Here is a 20805-nt window from a genome sequence, read left to right on the forward strand (position 1 = left end):
ATAATACCCAACCACTGAGAAGCACTAGCCCAGTACACATTAATTGTATGTGTAGAACAAAATGGGGATGTGGCGGAATTGGTAGACGCACCAGATTTAGGTTCTGGCGCCGAGAGGTGTGAGAGTTCGAGTCTCTCCATCCCCACCATTTTATGCGGTTAGTTACTCTCAACCAAACATTAAAACCCGCTTATAGCGGGTTTTTTATTGCCTATCTTATTTGCATAGCTATTGCTTAATCAATACCAAGACTGACTCTTTCCACCCTCTTTAAATATTTATATATATTTAGCTTACACAATCAGCCTTTTCTCTTCTAAGTTTTTGAATATCTTATACTCAACCTCAGAAGCGTCATTTTCAGTGTCATAGTGATATTCAACTGAATTCGACTGACTGATGAAATAGACCTTAATGGTATTAGAATCTCTAGATATTCTGCTCACATCACTCAAGTTTATCGTATCGTTTTGGATCACAAGAAACATAGTCCTAACCTTTTATATCGCTTTATTAATATTAGTTGGCAAAAGCCAGAGATTATAGCTGCTAGTATAGTCTAAATTCAGCAGATGTTTTAATAACTTGTTGTAGTTCCTGAATGACCGTTTCCATTTTATCGAAACGATTTCGCATCTGTTTTGCCAAAAGTTTATCAATGACTGGTTGTAACGAGGACCACTGCTGGGGTAATAAAGGAATCGGCTGTTGACAATGTAGTCTTGCCCATTGAGATGACAATTTCTGCTTATCCAATTCCTTCTCTTGTAGTTGATAAGGCTTTTCCCCTACCCATAGTTCAAACAAGGTTATGCCAAAAGCATATAAATCACTTTGCACCGTTATCGATTCTCCTTGCCAGCATTCCGGCGCTAAATAGGCGGGTGTCCCCTGCACTCTAGTTTTTGACTCGGTTTCATTTATTCCAAAATCTTTCAATATCGGCTTTGCACAAGCCCAGTCATTTAAATACACCTGTGATGAGGCCAAAAGAAAGTTACTGGGCTTAATATCCCCATGTACCCAGCCTATTTGATGTAGCTGCTGCACACACTTGGCCAAGGCAAGCGCCAATTGTAGCTTTTGTGGCTTAGATAATGAAAAACAATGCAGATAGCGCTTGAGACTGCCTAGATGAAAATAAGGCATGATCAAGCCGGTTAGCTGCCACTGCTCGCCCTGCATATCAATGATGCTCGTTTTTATAAACTGATACTGTATTGATTCTGGATACGATGCTTGCTGTTGCCAACCCTGCTGCTGAAGCTGTTTTATATTGTCAATTTCAGCGTCTAAGCTTGAGCTATAACTTTTAGCCGTTGGCTGCAACTGCCATTTAATAATATAGGCAACATTTTCCTGCTCTGCCTTAGTAATGCCTTGATAGCTAACTTCATTTTCATTTACTTCGTAACTTAAACACAGTAATTTACAGGAAATATACCCTTGCTGAGCAAGCTGAGAGTCAACCCGCTGCCTTATCATTTGGTGCCTGATATCTTGCCTAGGATCTTGCATGGTATGTTGCCTAGCATTTTGCATTGTGTGTTGCAGATTAGACATAGTTGTCGCAGTTAAGAGTGATGGGTTAAAGACAGCTCAGTAGACAGTATTGAATAAAGGGCTTAGTTAAGAATTATAACGTAGGCTATGGCTTGCATTCACTGGGCTTTACTGGCACTATTTTTGACTCTATTATTTCGTATTTATAATCATAACTTGATGGGGCTGAGTCAGCATGGCAAATTCTGTAAACACGCTTACCTTAGATGATAATTTAGCTCACTTATTGGCTGAGTTCCTAAAACAAAACATCACCCCTCCTCTTAAGATAGACCCTAGTCAATTGGCCTATCGCTGGGTTGGTGGCATTAAAGGCAGACTTGAGCCGATTAAAGTTAGCTCTGCTTTAGCGCTTGATGACCTGATCGGCATTGATACTCAAAAACAAAAAATAGTCCAAAATACTAAGCAATTTTTGGCCGACTATCCTGCTAACCATGTGTTAATGACTGGAACGCGAGGGGCCGGTAAATCTTCTATCATCCGAGCATTATTGAACGAATTTAAAGATCAAGGCCTACGCATGATTGAAGTATCGCGCGATGACCTACAAATGCTAGATAAGATTCGAGACGCCATTAATGAGTTACCAGAAGATACTTCTTGTCGCTATATCGTTTATTGTGATGATCTGGCATTTAATGGTCAAGATGAGAACTACCGCACCCTAAAAAGTGTGTTGGATGGAGCGCTGGACTCAGAACAAGATAAGCTACTGGTCTATGCCACCAGTAACCGTCGTCATTTATTGCCTCAGCTAATGAAAGACAACGTCAGTATTTATGACGGTCAGACCGATGAGGTTAACCCTTATGAAACTATTGATGAGACTGTGTCGTTATCGGATCGTTTTGGACTGTGGCTGTCATTCTATCCAATGAATCAAGAGACTTATTTAAATATCGTTACCCATTATCTGCAAGCTGAAGGCATTGAATGGAGCGATAAGATACGTCACGAAGCCCTACTTTGGTCTTCTAGCCGTGGTGGTCGCTCTGGTCGTGTGGCTTATCAATTTGCTAGACACTGGGTGGGCCAGCAGTTATTAAGCCAAGACAGCTAGTTGACTAACTGCTTTACCGCTTTATGAGTCACCTCAAAACGCATAAAGTCTCGAGCCAGCCACAGATTCCCTTGATAATACTGCTCTACCTCTAAGCGGATATCAGCCATATTTGGTGTCTTCGACTCAGGGTCATCATAAGGCTGATAGCGGGCACTAAAGTGAGTCAATATTAAATTATTTAATTGGGCGGAATGCGCAAAGCTCGCAATCCGCTTGGCCGTAGTATGCATCGGATCAAAGGCATCTTCTCGTGACATTATTTTATCAGCCACTGCCTGAGTATATGTGGCTTCATGTACCAGTAAGTCTGCGTCTTTGGCCGCCTCGCTCAACAGCTGTGGATTATCGTTATCACCCGCCACAATCACTTTAAGCACCTGAGCCACGCGCTGCGTATAATCCAATGATTTCAATTGACCGCCATTGGGCAAAGTCACATCTTTCCCGGCTTGAAGCCTACCCCATGCAGCAGTAGGCTCAACACCCTCCGCTTTCAGCTTTTCAATATTCAACTTAATGGTCTGCACAGTTTGGGTAATTTTAAAAGCGTACGACTTTACCCGATGGAATAACTTAATAACCTCAATATCCAGCTGATGTGTGGTCGATAACGGCACAGATACCGTATGTGACTGTTTAAGCTCTGTGGTCTTAAATAAGCTTTCAATGCTAATAAATTCAATCTCAAAAGGAAAATACAGCTCAGTGGTGGCCTTAACTGCCTCTAAAAATTGCTTAATAGCCTGAGGCGCAATAATGGTTAACGACTCTTTGCGCCCTGACATGGCCATACTAGCGAGAAGCCCTGGCAAACCATAACAATGATCCCCATGCACATGGGTAATACAAATAACCGCTAACTGATGGCTACTAATGTTGGTTTTTAACAGCTGGTGTTGGGTCGCTTCCCCACAATCAACCAAAACCCAAGGCTTGTTTTTCTTACTAGCTGGGTTGCCGGCTGAACCAAAAGGATTTAAGCATTCAATAGCCAGCGCTGTGACATTGCGCTTCTTGGTTGGTACGCCAGCTGATGTGCCCAAAAAGGTAAGGTGTAACATAGTTATTTTTGGCTGCCTAATAAACGCTCATTATTTAACGGCGGTATTCCAGAAGAACGACTCAACGTCAACATATTGCAGATAAACAACTGCACCACTTCATTGTGCTGATTAAGGGTTTTGACCTCCACGGTCACTATACCACGGTCCGACTTAGACTTTGATTCTTTGACCTCGATGACCTCAGCTTCAATACGCAGTGTATCATTAGGATAGGTAGGTGTTGGCCATTTAATCTGGGCACTTGCACCTATTAATCCGCTTGCCATCGGAATAGACTCAACCATTAAGCGCATGGTAATACCAGCCGTTTGCCAACCACTTGCCACCAATTGACCAAAAAAAGTATCTTTGGCTCTGGTCTCATCCATGTGATACGGCTGTGGATCATAACTTGCCGCAAACTCCTTAATTTCTTCTATGCCTATTGTTTCAGTACGGCTTGTCCATTTATCACCGACCTTTACATCTTCTAAATATAATTGCTGCATCTATAAACCTTTAATTATGGTATTTATTAATTATGATATTTATTCTAAAAACCCTATAGCCTATGGCTTGTTTATTATTTGCGTCTTATTGATCTATAGTTCACTGCAAAATGACTTATTATTTGCCATTTAATATAACAAAGAACCCTACGTTATTTTCATAACATAGGGCTCTTTACAGTCTATCTATTTTGTTTAGCGAATAAAATTCGACTAATTACGCATCATACGGATCGCGTAATACGATAGTCTCGTCACGATCAGGGCCTGTAGAAATAATATCTACTGGGCAGTCGATTAATTGCTCGATACGCTTGATATAAGCTTTGGCTTCTTCTGGTAAATCTTCGTATTTGGTGATACCAACCGTTGAACCTTTCCAACCTGGTAAGGTTTCATACTTAGGCGTTACGGTTTCGTAGAACTCACCGTCATGGGCCGCCGCAACCTCAGATTCAGGAATGTCATAACCAACACCAATACGGATTTCGTCTAGACCATCTAGTACGTCAAGCTTGGTTAAGCAGATACCTGACAGTGAGTTTAATACCACCGCACGGCGAAGTGCTTCAGCATCAAACCAACCACAGCGACGCGCACGACCGGTAGTTGCCCCAAATTCATGACCTACTTTCGCTAGGTGAGCACCCACATCGTCAAATAATTCAGTTGGGAATGGACCGCTACCCACACGTGTGGTGTACGCTTTAGTGATACCTAATACATAGTCTAGGTATAATGGGCCAATACCAGTACCTGTTGAGACACCACCAGCCGTTACGCTTGAGCTGGTAACGAAAGGATAAGTACCATGGTCGATATCTAGTAAAGTACCTTGAGCGCCTTCAAACATTAAGTTTTTGCCCGCAAGGCGCAATTGGTTTAGCTCTTCAGTTACATCACATACTAAGTCTTTTAGCTCATCACGCCACTGTTGGCATAAAGCATAAGTTTCGTCAAAATCAATGGCTTCAACTTTGTAGTACTGAGTTAACTGGAAGTTATGGTATTCAATTAAGTTGCGTAGCTTTTCTTCTAAGTCATCGCGGAATAGGTCAGCAAGTTTGATAGCACGACGTGCCACTTTATCTTCATAAGCTGGACCGATACCACGACCGGTGGTACCAATTTTACCTGTGCCACGTTTTGCTTCACGGGCTTGGTCTAAAGCGATGTGGTAAGGAAGAATTAAGGGACAGTTTGGTGAGATTCTTAAACGCTCACGAACTGGCACATTATTGCTCTCAAGCTCTTTCATCTCTTTTAACAGCGCTTCTGGTGATAACACCACACCGTTACCGATGAAACAAGTCACGTCATCACGTAAGATACCTGATGGAATTAAGTGTAGAACTGTTTTTTTGCCGTCTACTACCAACGTGTGACCCGCATTATGACCGCCTTGGAAGCGGGCTACAGCAGAAGCTTTTTCGGTTAGCAAGTCAACAATCTTGCCTTTACCTTCATCGCCCCATTGGCTACCTAGTACTACAACATTTTTTCCCATAACAAATCCTTAACCACTCTTATTGAACTGTAAAAATTAAATTGCGTCATTGTGGCGCAGTTATTTTGAGTCTTAAAATCAGCGTATACCCTCGTATAAAACGAAGTTTAAACTGCTCTTAACACCCACTCACCATCTTCTAAAATTAATTTGTGTGTCACGTTATTGGGGATATCATCAGCACTTAAAGGACGCACAACTCGATGACCCAAATCACGTAACTCTGAAATCTTATTCCCTAAATCTTCTTCAAGCTTGGCATTGTCATCATTACGCACGCCCTGCATATCGGCAAAGCTTACCAATACCAGCTTCGACTCATTTAGAGTGATAAAACGCTGAAGTCGGGTAACCTCTAAACTAAATCCGGTCGCACTACGTGAAGGCAATTCTTGGGCAATAGTAGTTGGAGCATTACTTGCTGAGTCAAAGCTCTCCCCATTAAAGCGGCCGCCACGCACCACAGCTTGTGACTCGTTTTCAAAGTAGGCATTAAAGACAATACCTGTGTGGTAGTGATAGCCTAATTCAGTAATATCAACACTAACATTGCTTTGATAAGTCTCTTTGATATGACGGGCCATGGTCTGAACTTCACCCACCGCTTTAATAATAGCAGCGTCTTGAGTTGCCGTATCTGATAAGGCTTCTTTTAAGGCGGTCATATCATGACCATAAACGGCCAAGTGATAAAAGTCACTGCCCATAGGCAAGTCTTCACAGACGTTCTTTAACTCGGGTAAAGCCTTATTGGCATATAAATTCATCAATACCGAAGCATCATTGTCCGATAATCCTGCCAACTCTTTTAAGCGGGCAAAAATAGCCACATGACCAATATCTATGTGTAAATGTTTTTTTAGATCTAAGTTGTCAATCAGGCAATAAAGCACATCAATCAATTCGATATCGGCATCTAAACTATCACTGCCAAATATTTCAGCACCCAGTTGCAATGGGGTCCGTGAACCAAACAGACCATCAGGTAAGGTACGGATAACGTGACCGGCATAACAATAACGGGCAATTTTATCGGCTTTGCCCATTTTATTTAGGTGCGCATCGATACGTAGAATTTGCGGGGTAATATCAGCACGTACCCCCATAAGACGACCAGACAACTGATCAATGATTTTGAAAGTTTGACGTTTTAGGTCTTCTGAAGCATTGCCTAATAATGATTCGGTAAATTCAATCATTGGCGGACAAATAAGCTCATAACCCCGGCTTACTAACAGTCGGGTTAACCTATAACGTAGCCACTCTTGCTTTTGGGCCTCTTCAGAAAGTAAGTCACTCACCCCATCTGGTAACAACCAGATGTTATCTACATCCGCTACTGGGGCTAGTTTATCTGAAGGCTGGCTTTTATTTTTACTGGAGGTTATAGAACTATCAGACACAAGTAATCCTTGTTTGGAGGCGATACTCATTACTCAAGCCGGTTCGCCATCACCAAATCGTTAGTTAAAGTGTATTAGTAAGTAATCGATATTTTAAGAGTATATAATTTTGAACAATTAAGCTTGTACAAACAAAACTATGAATAATAGAGGCCCTAGCACTCTGTACATTTTGTCTGAGCACACCACTAAACGGCGTACACCGTTTTGCTGTGAATCATTAAACTCATTATTTAAGCCCACTTTTATAGCCCATCTATTAGATTTCGTACAAAAGCTATAAAACTTGCCTGATAAAGCTAAGGACATCTTAATTGCCGGTACGTTGACAGTAAGATTTAAGTCTTTAAAATCATTTTAACACGACTTTACCCTGCCATGGCTAAATTCGACATTCAATAAGCCAATTAATTTATGACTTTAAGTCTAGCATAGCTAACCGCTTTCGCCTAGAGAAACCCATGATAAAACTCAAAACTCGTTCCATTAATATCAGCTGAGACCGTTAGTTAGCTTCCGACTTAAGTTAGTTCCCTATAGCAACAGTTAATTGATAAACAACGATTTTCAGCCCGCTGGTTTGAGTGGACAAGCCGCCTATCTTAACCATGAATGTGTTACTATTTGGTTTAATTTTATCGCTTAACCACTATTTAGTTATTATCCTACCCCTCCTCATTCAGGCTTACTCAAAGATTAGATATAGACTGTCACAATGTGCGGATGCGTTGCTTGACCTAATACTTTGTAAGCAGGCTGAGTTATAGAGCACACTTATCATATAATTTTATTTTAAAGAGATACCTAATTATGTCTAGCCATCATCCTGACCCTAAGTTAAACCAAAGAAATGTACTAGGCACTGCTTTGGCGAGCTGTTGTTTTGATCCTATCACTGGCTATTATCGTAATGGCTTTTGTCATACGGGCCCGCAAGACATTGGACAACACACTGTCTGTGCCAAAATGACCAGCGAATTTTTAAGCTTCTCTGCCAAAACTGGTAATGACTTGATTACCCCGGTTCCTGAATTTGGCTTCCCAGGATTAAAGCCAGGCGACTACTGGTGCATCTGCGCCCTACGCTGGCTAGATGCCCTAGACCACGATATGGCTCCGCAGATTAAGCTTGAAGCCTGTCACGAAAGTCTACTGGAGCTGGTTGATATGGAAACTCTAAATAAATACGCTTTATAATACAGACATTTTTAGACTGGGATACTGCCAGTCGATGCTCTAGCCGTTTACCTCAACACATTACCATCTCTTCGTTCACCAAAGTCATGAGGGTTAACTATGTCCGATATAAGAATAAAAGAAGAGCAGCAAGCTCTGTCCTTTATGTCGCCTACTATGCCGGTCTATGATCCTGATGCAGAGCGTGTAGAGGATTTTGAACGATCGGGGATTAACGAGATTGTTAACTGCTGCGTTTACTCTCGTAAAACAGGTGAGTTTGTTGAAAAAATAGACTTGGATGAGGTGAGCAGAACTCTCACTAATAAAGGGGAGTTTATCTGGCTTGGACTATATGACCCTAGCATTGAGACCATCGAGGCGGTACAAAAAGCTTTTGATATTCACGAGCTGGCTTTAGAAGATGCTTTTAACGAAAATCAACGCGCTAAAATTGAGTCCTATGGCAACGACTCTTTATTCGTAGTGGTTCGTACTGCTTATTTGGCCCATAACAATATTCACTATGGCACTACTTCAATGTTTATGGGCAATAATTATATTATTACCATTCGCACTGGCGCCTCCAATTCTTATGCCCCAGTTCGAGCTTACTGCCACCGACGCCCAGAAAAAATGTCTATGGGCCCAGTCTTCGTACTACATGCTGTATTAGACTACGTGGTAGACAGCTACTTACCTATCATCGACAGCCTAGGTGAGTACTTAAAAGAGCAAGAGCGTAATATTTTCTCTTATAAATTCAGTAAAGAGATTCTGCAGAGCCTATATATCTTAAAGTCACAGCTGGTACACATGCGTGCGGTAATGATGCCGGTGCAAGACATCTGTAACTTCTTTATTAATCACAAAAAAAACGAGCTGGTCTCCACCTTTCCCAGCATTGCTAAGCCTTACTTTCGCGATGTAAATGACCATCTATTACGCGCTATCGACGCGGTCAATGGCTTAAACGAGATGCTCAGTGTGGCAATGGATACTTATATGGCAATGGTCAATATGGGGCAGAACGAAGTGGTACGCAAATTGGCTGCTTGGGCAGGTATTTTAGCCGTACCGACAGCCGTAGCGGGAATATATGGCATGAACTTTGATATTATGCCAGAGCTACATTATGAGTATGCTTACTTTGTGGTGCTAGCGGTGATTCTCACCACTTGTGTGGTGTTATATCGTCAATTCCGGAAGTCAGGCTGGCTATAGACATAGGCCATTCTAATTATGTGTGCTGGCCTCCCTACTATTATGACTTAATATCGATTGCGACTACTTTTCGCTAGGGTCAGTTTTGATATGGCTTGCCTGAACACTGTGTTCCTGAAGGCTATCTTTTTCAGAGCTGTCCTTGTGCAATAAATTATCTTCAGGACGACCAAACTTACTGGCTGTCCAAGTTAAAATAAAAATAGCGATACTGAGTATAAAGATAGAAAAAGTGGTGGTTATTAATAACCATAAGTGAAAATCTTCTGAAACTGCTTGTACATCTACTACCAAGTGTCGTGACAAGGCAGTAATGGCAATATAAATCAAAAACTGTACTGGCAATCTATGGGTTTTAAAATAAATCCCTATCATGGCCAGCAGCTCAAGATAAATAAACAGCATAAGGATGTCTTTAAGCTCCGCTTTGCCAGCTTGGACAATGCTAATGAACTCAGCACCCCCTGCCCAAACTACCACAAGTCCTATCACTAACAATGCTAAATAATGACTGATATCAATCATAAGCATCCCAAATGACTGTGCCTTTGCTTGCCAGCTATTATTGGGGTGATGTGAACTCATTAGCAATGCTCCGTTAACTTAGATAGTCTGGGTTTTGGAGGCAGAATATTTGCATACCTGCCTCCTTAAATTAATTTACGACAATTCTTGAATGGGTTTATTCTCTAGCCCACTATTTAGCGGCTTTCTCAGCTGCTTCTACCGTCTGGCGAATTAAAGTGTTAATCGTCATAGGACCTACCCCGCCTGGTACTGGGGTATAAGCCGCTGCAATCGATTCAATACCATTAAGTTCGATATCGCCTACTCCGCCATCATCCGTAGGATGGAAACCGGCATCGACTACGACAGCCCCTGGCTTGATCCAGTCTTTTTTGATCAGCTCAGGAACACCCACTGCTCCCACAATAATATCAGCGCGACCAACATGCTCAGCTAGGTTTTGAGTGCGTGAATGACAAGTGGTCACTGTGCAGTTAGCGTTCAATAGCATTTGTGCCATTGGCTTACCTAGAATGGCACTGCGACCCACAACTACGGCATGCTTACCTTCAAATTCAATACTATTTTTCTCAAGCAAGTACATGATACCTTGCGGCGTACATGAGCCATAAGCAGGCTCACCCATGCTCATACGACCGAAGCCTAAAGAGGTTACACCGTCCACATCTTTGGCCAAGTCAATAGCGTCAAAGCAAGCGCGCTCATCAATTTGCTCTGGCACCGGATGCTGTAACAAAATACCGTGAACGTCTGGATTGTTATTCAACTCCTCAATTTTTGCCAACAGCTCTTCTGTTGTGGTGCTGGCAGGCATCTCAACTTTGATAGATTCCATACCCACGCGCTTACAAGCATTGCCTTTCATACGCACGTAAGTGGCAGAAGCAGGATCATCACCGACTAAGATAGTCGCCAAAATAGGCGTACGGCCTGTTTTCTCAATAAGGGCAGCAACGCGTTGGCTTAAATCGGTTTCAATTTCTTTTGCTAGTGCTCTACCGTCAAGGCGTGTTGCAGTGGCTTCAGTCATATCTGGCTCCATCTTTTCTCATTGTGAGGGATTGCTAGTTTTCAAGCGATTTCGCTTAGGGATGTGTTTATTAGCGATATTGTAACCTATGGCGACTAAATATTCTGACTCACTTTGTTATATGCCATGACTTTTCTGGCACTTATTCCCTATTTTATGGGTATCTCCCCAATTTATAACTTAACTTATGGTTTATTGATAAAGATTTATTAATGGTTGTAGTTGCTATGCCTTCTTTTGGGAATATTTGAAATTTGTCAGTATTTACGTTACCCTGTGTTTCGCAATTATTGCTGTCTATTTTTTGAACAAAGGTTTTTAATAAGGCTTTAAAAAGTAGCTGTACAGCAATTTGTTAGAGTTATAGAGGGCTTAACGCAACACCTCAGTATTAACTCTAACAGTTATACATCTCGTTAAGATGACAAGCTTGATTCAGGAATCAAATGCTAGGTCAAATCAATGACGATGTTGTCAAAAATGTACGAACACGCTGGCCCCTTTTGGTTCAGTGCGTTGCTCGATGTCAGTTTATTTTATAGATAGACAAATAAACTATGAGGCCTGCAACACGTTCGATACGTATCCAATATTTTTATCTTTTGACATTTGGTTTTGTTCACTCGCTCACTGAGCAATGTCACCACCAACCACAATCAAAACAAAAGTTAAATTAGCATTTGCTGACGGTTAAGACGATAAGTTATTAAAACGACAGGTTTTAACGTCAGCTCATCAAATGTTTTAGAGAAAGCGTGTTAATCGGCCTAGCGGCGTATTTTTGTACGATGCTTTTTGCCGTTTAAATTTTGTCAAAGCATCCTTTGACAAGCGGATTTGCTCGCCCTTTAGAACGAGAAATAAGCAAGATTTGAAATTGGTTGTGAGTGATTCATATGTTCTACAAGTTTATATGAGAACAAAACCACTAAGGATGGTTCAGATAGTTAGTGTGGAATAATAAGACTGTCATCCTTTCCCCTAATTTTTTTAAGGAGAATGGTTTGCAAACTCAAGAACTGTTTCAGTTTTCCGCTTGGGCAATCATTATTATGATGCTCGTTTTTTATGGGGGTACCTACTTACTCTCATTACTTATTAAGAAGGACAAAGAAAGCACCTCAGGCTTTATGGTCGCCGGACACGGAGTTGGCTTTGGTATGGGTGCTGCCAGTATGACCGCCACCTGGATTTGGGCTGCCTCGTTTTATGCAGCAGCGACATCCGGCTATAAATATGGCCTATCAGGCCCTATCCACTATGGATTTTGGGGTGCATTGATGATTTTATTTATCTATCCTTTTGGCATGCGCTTTCGCCAACTGGCACCAAACGGTCACACGCTGGGTGAATTAATCAACGCACGGCATGGATCCTCAAGCCAATTAATCTTAGCGGTCTCAAACCTCATGGGTAGTTTAATTAGCTTGATGGTCAACTTCACCGCCGCTGGTGCTCTGGTTTCGGTGCTTTCACCCCTATCTTTCCAGACGGGCGTGGTTATTGCAGCCGTCGGCGTCTTAAGCTATACCTTAACTTCAGGTTTCCGTGCTTCAGTATTTACTGACTTTGCACAATTGGTGGCGCTAATGGCCATCGGTGTGGTTATTATTCCTGCCGTATTATTTGCTATGGGTGGTCCCCAAGCCATGGTTGATGGCCTACCAAACTTAACCCCGCAGCAGCAAAACTTCTTCTCATCAGAAGCCTTTTTACAACAAGGTGCGCCCTACTTCGTAGCGGTCCTCGCCTATGCTATTGGTAACCAGACCATTACCCAGCGCCTATTCGCCATTGATAAGACTAAAATCAAAGCTACTTTCATTACTGCTACCGTAGGTTATGCTGGTATCGTGATTGGCCTTGGTATGATTGGTTTAATGGCATTGACTGTAGGTATCCAGCCTCTTGACGGAGATATGAATAATATTATCCCGCAGATGGTAAGTACCTATCTACATCCAGTGTTTATTGCCTTATTTTTTATCTTAGTAATTGGCTCTCTGTCCTCAACGGCAGACTCGGACTTATCAGCCCTATCCACTATTATGATGGCCGATGTATATGGTAAAAACATCGCCAAAGATAACCCAGATCCAAAAAAAATGTTGATCGTTGGCCGTGCCACCATGATTATTGCCACGGCACTTGGTCTAATCTTCGCAAGCTTAAAGCTTGATATTTTAGTGATGCTGGTCTTTGTTGGCGCTCTATGGGGTGCTGTGGTATTCCCAGTTATCGCCAGTGTGTTCTGGGACCGTGTCACTAACCTAGCTTTCACCACTGCGGTAATTGTTGCTCTACTTTTCTTCTGTATCGCCCGTTTCGAGCTGTTACCGATCGAAGGGGGTATCGCTCTAATGTTTGAAATCTTTGCAAGTGTCGGTGCTGCCGTAGTGATTGGCTTAATGGTCTTTGGATTCTTCGGTCGTAAGCTAGGCTTTATCGCAGCCTTAATCACCTTAGTACTAATGCTAATCTACGCAACTGGCTTCTTACGTGATTATGAAGTACTACTATCGTCATTAACCGCTTACGGTGTAAGTACTATCGTTTGCGTGGTATTAAGCTTAATGAGCAATGAACGCTTCGACTTTGAACTAATCAAAGAGCGGGTCGGTAGTTATGATAAGCCTCAAGACAAGGCGAATAGTGCTCAAGCCCAACCAAAAGCCTAATCAGGTGCTTAGTTAATAATTAAGCCTTATCATCATTGATAAAAAATAAATGAATCTAACAATAAGGAGTATATTATGAGTGCATTTGCTTATGGCTTATATATTTTAATTTGGCCGGCAATCACCTTAGCCGTACTAATACTCATCTGTACGGCAACTTATCGCGATGTCAAAAAAGCGAAAGCTGAGAACAAAAGTATCGTATAACAATCCATTAGCGATAATGACTTAGTTTTAAATCGATATAAAAGCATATTTAGTAATGTCTCGAAACGTACTAAATATGCTTTTTTTAGGGATGATTTCCTTATAAACCATCAAAAAACATCGGAAAATGCGAATATTTTCAAAATACGCTCAAGTGACCCTTGTATTTTAATTTTTTTTTGGTATTATAGGTCACCTCAAATGGCTGGGTGGCAGAGTGGTTATGCAGCGGATTGCAAATCCGTGGACGCCGGTTCGATTCCGACCTCAGCCTCCAAATTTCTTATTAAAACTTTTTAATAAGTTAAAGAAAAAAAGTGTTGACGAATATTAATTTTATGGTAATATACGCGCACTAAATGAGTTGCTAGCAACACTAAGCGACTTAGTTAAAAAAGTTTTGCCCGGGTGGTGAAATTGGTAGACACAAGGGATTTAAAATCCCTCGCTAGCAATAGCGTGCCGGTTCAAGTCCGGCTCCGGGTACCATATATTAAAAAGGCTTCCAAGTTATTGGAAGCCTTTTTTCTTTGGGTATTTTTTAGTATTTAAATTTAAACTTAATCAAAACACTCTTCTCTTACAGATAAAAAAAAGAGCTGAAATTTTCAGCTCTTTTTTAGTTGTCGATTGCTATATTTATTGATTAATTCTAACTACAATTAACAAAAGGTATCGGTTGGCTTAGGCACAGACAACCCAAATAGTGGACGTAAGTATAAAGCTAAGAAAGTTCCTGCTAATGCTAGCACCCTCCAAATATAACCATGTAAACTAAAAGAGGCGATACCCCCAAAGTAAGCCCCAATATTACAACCAAATGCCAAACGAGCGCCGTAACCCATTAACAAACCTCCAATCACAGATGCAGCAAAGTTACCTGGTGTAATCTTGGTGAACTTAAACAGACCACCTGCTGCTGAAGCGATAAAGGCACCCAAAATAATACCCAAGTTTAATACGGTGGTTGAATCAGCAAAAATTGACGCTTGTAAGGCTGCTGCATTCTCTCCCTGCCAGTAGCCCCAACTTGCGACATCAAAACCCAAAATATTGGCTACTTTAGAGCCCCACAGTGCAAATGCTGAAGTGATTCTATTTTTCTTCTACTGTCCAAATCATTCAAAAAACTCTATTTAATTGGTTTCTAAGATCGCTATGACTAATGACCAACTATTTGTATCACGTAGTGTATGAAACCATTTTAACTAATATAAATATTCCAAGGATAGCTAATAAAAAAAGCCCCTATTCTAAAAATTGCCATTTACAGCAACCTTAGATATAGGGGCTTTTTAATTTAAATAGCCAGATAGCAATCTATCGTTTCTATAAGCGTGACTCTTAACTTAGATTAATCGTAGTTAAGAGTCACTGTGGCTATTGACTTTACCTCACCTGCAGTCACCACACGATCGGTTTGGTAATAGCGTGCTACCATTGGCAATGTATAGCTTATGGTTTGACTGGCATTAAGCGTACCAAGGCTTACCGGCTCACCCTTAGCAATAACTTTATCAGTGTTATTATACTTAGATACCAGTTGCGTACCTACCCCTTTTGCTTGCGTATTGCTAGGAGCAATATTTTTTAGAACTCTATTGTTGTTATTAGCAGTTTCATAGTCAAAACTGACGCTAATTTTATCAGGAGTCTGAATGTTTTTACCCCCATTACACAAGATATTAATATCAAAGGGCTGCTCGCCTTGGGTAGAGCCTACACCTTTAAAGTCTGAATTTTTCATTATGGGTAGCTGAACCACTTTATTAGCATTACTCTTTATTTCACAAGAAGAAGATGTAATAGTAATAGTATCGCCAGTAACAGTACTGGTTAGAATGGGACGATAGGAATAACCTTCAAGGTAATAACTGCTATATAGACCTTGCGCTAAGCTACCTGTGCCTGTCGCTTCGCCCGTCTTGATAATTTCAATAACAAAATATCCCTCACCTAATGAATATCTTGTACTTCTCTTTAATTCTGAAGAATACGGATAGTATCCTGAAAACCCATCCCCACCTAGTAACTCTCGATACAAGCGGATACCAATACCTGGTACGTTGGTTTTATATATACTAGGCTGCATTGCAAGTCCTTGATTATTCAAGATAACCGCTTGTACTGTGCCTCCACTCCAAATATCGCAAATCATTTGAGAATTAGGATTGGCAGGTATATTAACGCGCCTAGTGTATAAAACCGTACCCACTGGATCGGTCGGCTTAGCAACCACCTTACCAATGGCCATATTAATGTTTACCGTAGTGAAACCATAGCTTAAAGTGCACCCTGCCTGCGCCTGCGTTGCACCAAGGCTACCGCCCAGTAGCGCAGCAGCCATTAAAAAGTATCGCTTAAAATCCATGACAAACCCCTTCTAGGGTGATCATTGATTGGGTTTTGTCTTTGGCTAAATTGGTTATATCATACGACATTTGACACTGCTCATTTTGTTCATCGCCCCATTTAACGGTGACGGTATCAGATAACTTTGGGGTCCGTAAGTATACCAAGCTTCCCTGAGCAACTATACCAATATGTTCATTATTTGAATCAATAACATCTGCACCAAAAGGCAAAGTATTGCCCTCATCATCAACGGTATTAATGTATATCGCCTTTCCTACTTTAGTCAAAAAGTCTACCTTAGTCACTGAGCCTTCATACGGAGCAATACGTTGACTTGCTCCCTCAAGCTCTACATTATCGGATACACCTACGGTATCTAATGATATATCATTAATTCGGTAAGGTGTAACGTAAGGAATGACTGCGTATCCTGATTTATTGATAGTAAGATGATCTGTATTGTTAACTTTAGCGCCCTCAGCGCCTGGAGCATGAACCAATACCATGGTTCTTCCCTGATCGGGACCCAATACCACACCCTCTGGGTGTACCACTATATTACCTCCAGCAGACAGACCCAGTTGTTGATAGCCATCAGCCACAGAGTAATTACCTGATAAGGTAGTATAATTACTGCGATACTGAGCATTGGTGTTTAAGCTTGGATTTTCGCCATAGTCAGTAGCTAAGGTAGCACCATAACTCACTCTGTCGCCAAGCGATCCATTGATACCCACTGTAATATTGTCTTGAGTAGCATATGAGTTAAGAGTAACTGCACTGCGTTTAATAGATAGTGGCAGTGATAAGGTCAACATATATTCAGTATCGTCAATAACTTTGCCCGATGTAACATTTTCTACCACACGTTTATTGGCAGACAAACCGTAGCTTACACCTTTGTAAGTGTTGCTATAACCAAACTGATACTGTTTGCTATCTTCTTGCTTATCCCAATAATCCACCCAAGCGCCGGTCAAATAGAAGTTACCCCAGTCATTAGGTAATCCTTGGTTTAAAGTCACCTGAAACTCACTGCGCTGTTTACCAATATATAATGAACCAATACCCTCTTCATCTTGTTCTTGCGCTTTAAAAGCATCTGCCAAACGGTAAAAGCCTTGTGTTGAATAACGATAAGCAGCCAAAGTTACATTGGTATTGGTAGGATTAATAAATTTACTATAACTAATACGATAACTTTGTCCGGTCTCTGGATCCCGGTTCTTAAAGTCAGTATCTGAGTGGGTTATATCAAAAGCTACCGCGCCCAATCGAGTAGCAAAAGCGCTGCCCAAACTCACTGATTTATAATCTTCAGAGGCTTGAGCCCCACCATAGGCAGTAATAAAGTTATTGATACCGCGCTGATATTGACCCTGTAAAATTAAAGGATCTTTATCTGTATCTTTATTACGATAATTACCGGCTACCACTGCATAACGGCTTAGACCAGGACGTAGCATTTGAGCCACCGAAGTATAAGGCAAAGAGAATTTCTGTACTTCACCATCAGCTTCAATAACAGACACTTCTAGCTGTCCGCCAAAGCCCGTGGGATATAAATCATTAATCTCAAAGCTACCCGCTGATACGTTGGTTTGATAGATAAGCTGACCTTGCTGGCGCACTTCTACCTTAGCGTTGGTCTTCGCATTACCACGAATGCGGGGCGCATAACCACTTAAGCTACTGGGCAACATACGATCATCACTGGCAAAAGCTACGCCGCGATAACCGAAAGTATCAAATATATCCCCTTGACTAAAGCTATCGCCTAAGGTAAGTACACCACGCTGCCCAGGAAAGGCACGCTGTAAATAGGTATTGACCGCAGTGTATTCAGACTCACTGTCTTCATTATCTGACCACGTCCACTGACCATTATGACGCAGCTGCCAACCCGACAAATTAAGCCCGGCACTGAGCGAGACAAAGGCATTGGTATTCTCTTGATTGCGAGCATTATCAAATGTTTTGTAGGCACTGGCATTATAAGAGGCAAAGCCAGCATTAATACCCCTATCCCAAATACTAGGATCAACATAACCTCGGGCATTATTCTGCATAGCAACTTGAGGAATAGAAACATCGAGCTTTAGACTTGACATATCAAAATCATAGAATGCTTGATCTATCCACTGCTCAAGTGGCAAACAACTGTTGGCAGAGTCTTTAGCTTTTTGTTTGATTAGTTCAGCTTTGATACCGAATTCAAGCAGCTGTTTGGGTGTAAAGCAAGTAAATGAGCTTTTGTCATCTGGGGTGGGCTTAAATACTAAGCGCTGTTTCCCAAACCAGTTGCCATTAACATAAACATCTAAGCTATATTCACCTGGCAAAATAGGATTACCAGTAGCAAACTTGGCAATATCAATTTTTTTGGCATCGCCAATCAAAAATGCTGAATCAAAATCTGCAGATATCGCCTCAGCATCTTCATTGGCAAATGCCAAACTTGAAAGACTTAAGGTCACTACGCCACACAATAATGAGTAGCTAAACGTACGTCTAATAGGCGTTTTTATTATTCTTACCTTATCCATCATAGTTACAGTTACCCCACGTCCCTCACGTATGATTAAAATACGTATGATTAAAAATAGTCAAAGGGGCAATAGAACCCTTTATTCAACTACCTGCTGTACTCGGCCGCCATAGTCATTGATGGTGGTAAAAGTCATGCCTTTAATATTGGGATTTTTAACGTTAATTTTTTGCTCAGAAAATGGTAGTAACATCATCCCATCGGTCAACACCTCTTCCTTATCAGTTGTAGCTCCCAATGGTTTTTGGACAATAGAAGTAATAGTAACATGATAAGGGGTCGGATTTTTAATGGTCAACGTATTGCCTTGAGCTGACCACTGCAATTGTTTAGGAGCAGATAAGCTATCTCCTTTGAGACCCGCAGGACGATAAAAGAACTTAAGACGTGAGCGAATCGCCAACTGCAGAAAGTTATCTGACTCGTTATCAGCACCTTTTTTAGGTTTAGGTGGAACGTCTAACACATTCAACCAAAAGAGGCTTTCTTGAGTTTTGCTAAGCGCATTTACCCCAGGCAAAGCACTAACTCGTAACGATTGGCCTTTACCCGGTTCAACGCGAGTAATAGGCGGAGTAATAACAAATGGTGATTTAGATTGATCAGGAGTGACTCTAGCATCCCCTTCATCGATCCAAGCTTGCACTAAGGCTGGACTTGTGCCTTCATTTGATACCCTAACTGTTATTTCACGAGCATCAGAAGGGTACACAACACGAGTACCATGGATAACTACATCGGCATTAGCAGCAGTAAAAGGCAACATTAATGCCAGTAGAGCCGATCTGCACAATCTACGATTTGATAATTTAAAATTCGATAGCATGATGTTATGTCCCTTCTAATAGTCAAAAATATAAAAGCTAAGGTAATTGCTTACCTTAGCTCATTTAGTCTTACAGTACGATTACCTTTTTAGTAACTAAGGTAGTGACTATGGGTAAACAATCGTGTATTTAACAGTAGTGGCTACGCTACCGGCTGTTGCTTGAGCTTTAGCATAGTATTCAGCATAGTAGTTTAGAGCGGCTGAGCCACCAGCTGTAGCAACGTTAACTTCTTGCGAGTTAGCTTGAGGACCAGCAAGAACTGGAATAACTTTGTTATTTTCGCCTAGTAGTTGAACCTGTACGTTTGTAGCAGTACCAGTAGCGTTGTTTAGACGGCCTGAATCATAATCTACAGTATCGCCTGGTTCAAAGAAAGTAGCTACTTTACCTTGTGCACAGTTAGTTAGGTTAATAGTAAATGGAGTACGACCTGCAGTTTGACCTGGAGCTAATGTCACAGCAGATACAGTAGGTAATACTACTGCTAAGTTTTTAGACTTACTATCTACAGCACAAGTTCTGTCTGTGATTTGGCCTGTGATAGAGATTGTGCCGTCACTAGCATGTGCAGCAGCTGAACCTAGGATAATTGCAGAAGTAGCTAAAATGATTTTTTTCATAATGATTCCATTAAAAGAGAAATGTTTCTGTTTTATGTTTTTGCTTTTAATAAGGTAAATAAACATAAAACGATTTTTTTAAACTAACACTCCGACTAAAAAAACCTAGCTTACCTTTACCCAATGTCCATAAAGCACCAAAATTAGTTATATACAAATACTTGCAGGGGCAAAAAATCCTACATATAAATGCATCCAGCTAATTCTTTATTCCATTAAATGTTGAGAAAGCGTTGTGATAAAAGGTGTTCAAAGAAAGGTGGTGTTAACCATATCACTATCAGAACCTATTATGCTAGTTTGGAATAGCGTAAGTCAGAAATGACATATGGTGTTGATAGCGACGTATTATATACTAAAAAAAATCAATTGCAAGTTATTTTAGTATCTCTTATGTGTAAATAAGTAAAAAAATTCATCAAAACTAAAAAATTATTTAAAAATTAATTACTTACCACATCAAATTTTTTGCTTATCCCCACGTAAAATTAGACTAATTTTTACAGTACTACATAAAA

At 41.0% G+C, this 20805-nt stretch carries 18 protein-coding genes and 3 tRNA genes; 8 read left to right on the top strand and 13 right to left on the bottom strand.

Annotated features, from left to right (window positions below):
- Positions 1–63 precede the first annotated feature (63 nt).
- Positions 64–148: transfer RNA gene (locus B3S92_RS08235), tRNA-Leu, on the top strand.
- A gap of 145 nt (positions 149–293) precedes the next feature.
- On the opposite strand, the gene B3S92_RS08240 is transcribed toward B3S92_RS08235, so the two are convergent.
- A complete protein-coding gene (locus tag B3S92_RS08240) occupies positions 294–488 on the bottom strand; it encodes a hypothetical protein (RefSeq protein ID WP_296204801.1) in 195 nt (64 codons plus the stop codon).
- Positions 489–549: 61 nt separating this feature from the next.
- The gene (locus tag B3S92_RS08245; protein WP_296204802.1) at positions 550–1563 is read right to left on the bottom strand and encodes a protein kinase domain-containing protein; all 1014 of its coding nucleotides are present in this window, start codon (positions 1561–1563) and stop codon (positions 550–552) included.
- Between the two features lie 175 nt (positions 1564–1738).
- Between B3S92_RS08245 and B3S92_RS08250 the strand changes: the two genes are divergently transcribed.
- The gene (locus tag B3S92_RS08250) at positions 1739–2626 is read left to right on the top strand and encodes an ATP-binding protein (protein WP_296204805.1); all 888 of its coding nucleotides are present in this window, start codon (positions 1739–1741) and stop codon (positions 2624–2626) included.
- Here B3S92_RS08250 and B3S92_RS08255 read toward each other — a convergent pair.
- The 4 genes from B3S92_RS08255 to B3S92_RS08270 form a co-directional block, all read right to left on the bottom strand.
- Positions 2623–3690 carry a ribonuclease Z gene (locus B3S92_RS08255; RefSeq protein WP_296204807.1) on the bottom strand — a complete coding sequence of 356 codons (1068 nt, stop codon included), beginning with the start codon at positions 3688–3690 and terminating at the stop codon, positions 2623–2625. The genes B3S92_RS08250 and B3S92_RS08255 overlap by 4 nt on opposite strands.
- 2 nt (positions 3691–3692) lie before the next feature.
- The gene (locus B3S92_RS08260; protein ID WP_296204810.1) at positions 3693–4181 is read right to left on the bottom strand and encodes a MaoC family dehydratase; all 489 of its coding nucleotides are present in this window, start codon (positions 4179–4181) and stop codon (positions 3693–3695) included.
- 217 nt (positions 4182–4398) lie between these two features.
- On the bottom strand, positions 4399–5688 hold the full coding sequence (locus B3S92_RS08265; protein WP_077451566.1) for an adenylosuccinate synthase: 1290 nt from the start codon (positions 5686–5688) through the stop codon (positions 4399–4401).
- A 107-nt stretch (positions 5689–5795) separates the two neighbouring features.
- A complete protein-coding gene (locus tag B3S92_RS08270) occupies positions 5796–7091 on the bottom strand; it encodes an ATP phosphoribosyltransferase regulatory subunit (protein WP_296204812.1) in 1296 nt (431 codons plus the stop codon).
- Between the two features lie 810 nt (positions 7092–7901).
- Here B3S92_RS08270 and B3S92_RS08275 point away from each other — a divergent pair.
- Together B3S92_RS08275 and corA are read left to right on the top strand one after the other, a co-directional pair.
- Positions 7902–8288: a DUF2237 family protein gene (locus tag B3S92_RS08275; protein ID WP_296204815.1), complete on the top strand. Its 387-nt coding sequence runs from the start codon at positions 7902–7904 to the stop codon at positions 8286–8288.
- 99 nt (positions 8289–8387) lie between these two features.
- Complete coding sequence (corA, locus tag B3S92_RS08280; RefSeq protein ID WP_077451563.1) at positions 8388–9491, top strand: magnesium/cobalt transporter CorA; 1104 nt, start codon at positions 8388–8390, stop codon at positions 9489–9491.
- A gap of 63 nt (positions 9492–9554) precedes the next feature.
- Here the strand turns inward: corA and B3S92_RS08285 are convergent, their stop codons facing one another.
- The gene (locus tag B3S92_RS08285; RefSeq protein ID WP_296204817.1) at positions 9555–10076 is read right to left on the bottom strand and encodes a phosphate-starvation-inducible protein PsiE; all 522 of its coding nucleotides are present in this window, start codon (positions 10074–10076) and stop codon (positions 9555–9557) included.
- 112 nt (positions 10077–10188) lie between these two features.
- Positions 10189–11049, bottom strand: a complete 861-nt coding sequence (folD, locus tag B3S92_RS08290; RefSeq protein WP_296204819.1) for a bifunctional methylenetetrahydrofolate dehydrogenase/methenyltetrahydrofolate cyclohydrolase FolD — start codon at positions 11047–11049, stop codon at positions 10189–10191.
- Positions 11050–12068: 1019 nt separating this feature from the next.
- Between folD and B3S92_RS08295 the strand changes: the two genes are divergently transcribed.
- The 4 genes from B3S92_RS08295 to B3S92_RS08310 all read left to right on the top strand — a co-directional run bounded on the left by B3S92_RS08295 (position 12069) and on the right by B3S92_RS08310 (position 14423).
- Positions 12069–13727 (top strand): sodium:solute symporter family protein, encoded by a 1659-nt coding sequence (locus B3S92_RS08295; RefSeq protein ID WP_349678954.1) that lies wholly within the window; start codon positions 12069–12071, stop codon positions 13725–13727.
- A 75-nt stretch (positions 13728–13802) separates the two neighbouring features.
- Positions 13803–13934 carry a putative transporter small subunit gene (locus tag B3S92_RS08300; protein ID WP_296204824.1) on the top strand — a complete coding sequence of 44 codons (132 nt, stop codon included), beginning with the start codon at positions 13803–13805 and terminating at the stop codon, positions 13932–13934.
- A 203-nt stretch (positions 13935–14137) separates the two neighbouring features.
- A tRNA-Cys gene (locus tag B3S92_RS08305) sits at positions 14138–14211 on the top strand.
- A gap of 125 nt (positions 14212–14336) precedes the next feature.
- Positions 14337–14423, top strand: a tRNA-Leu gene (locus B3S92_RS08310).
- A 173-nt stretch (positions 14424–14596) separates the two neighbouring features.
- Here the strand turns inward: B3S92_RS08310 and B3S92_RS08315 are convergent.
- From B3S92_RS08315 to B3S92_RS08335, 5 genes are all read right to left on the bottom strand, one after another.
- Positions 14597–14983 carry a YeeE/YedE thiosulfate transporter family protein gene (locus B3S92_RS08315; RefSeq protein ID WP_349678952.1) on the bottom strand — a complete coding sequence of 129 codons (387 nt, stop codon included), beginning with the start codon at positions 14981–14983 and terminating at the stop codon, positions 14597–14599.
- 305 nt (positions 14984–15288) lie between these two features.
- Positions 15289–16305 carry a fimbrial protein gene (locus B3S92_RS08320; RefSeq protein WP_414707016.1) on the bottom strand — a complete coding sequence of 339 codons (1017 nt, stop codon included), beginning with the start codon at positions 16303–16305 and terminating at the stop codon, positions 15289–15291.
- On the bottom strand, positions 16295–18835 hold the full coding sequence (locus B3S92_RS08325; protein WP_296204928.1) for a fimbria/pilus outer membrane usher protein: 2541 nt from the start codon (positions 18833–18835) through the stop codon (positions 16295–16297). The genes B3S92_RS08320 and B3S92_RS08325 overlap by 11 nt, the downstream gene beginning before the upstream one ends.
- Before the next feature lie 81 nt (positions 18836–18916).
- Positions 18917–19663 carry a fimbrial biogenesis chaperone gene (locus tag B3S92_RS08330; RefSeq protein WP_296204827.1) on the bottom strand — a complete coding sequence of 249 codons (747 nt, stop codon included), beginning with the start codon at positions 19661–19663 and terminating at the stop codon, positions 18917–18919.
- A gap of 108 nt (positions 19664–19771) precedes the next feature.
- On the bottom strand, positions 19772–20287 hold the full coding sequence (locus B3S92_RS08335; protein ID WP_296204830.1) for a fimbrial protein: 516 nt from the start codon (positions 20285–20287) through the stop codon (positions 19772–19774).
- Positions 20288–20805: the final 518 nt, after the last annotated feature.

The organism is Psychrobacter sp. UBA3962 (genome assembly GCF_002385225.1).
GTDB lineage: Bacteria > Pseudomonadota > Gammaproteobacteria > Pseudomonadales > Moraxellaceae > Psychrobacter.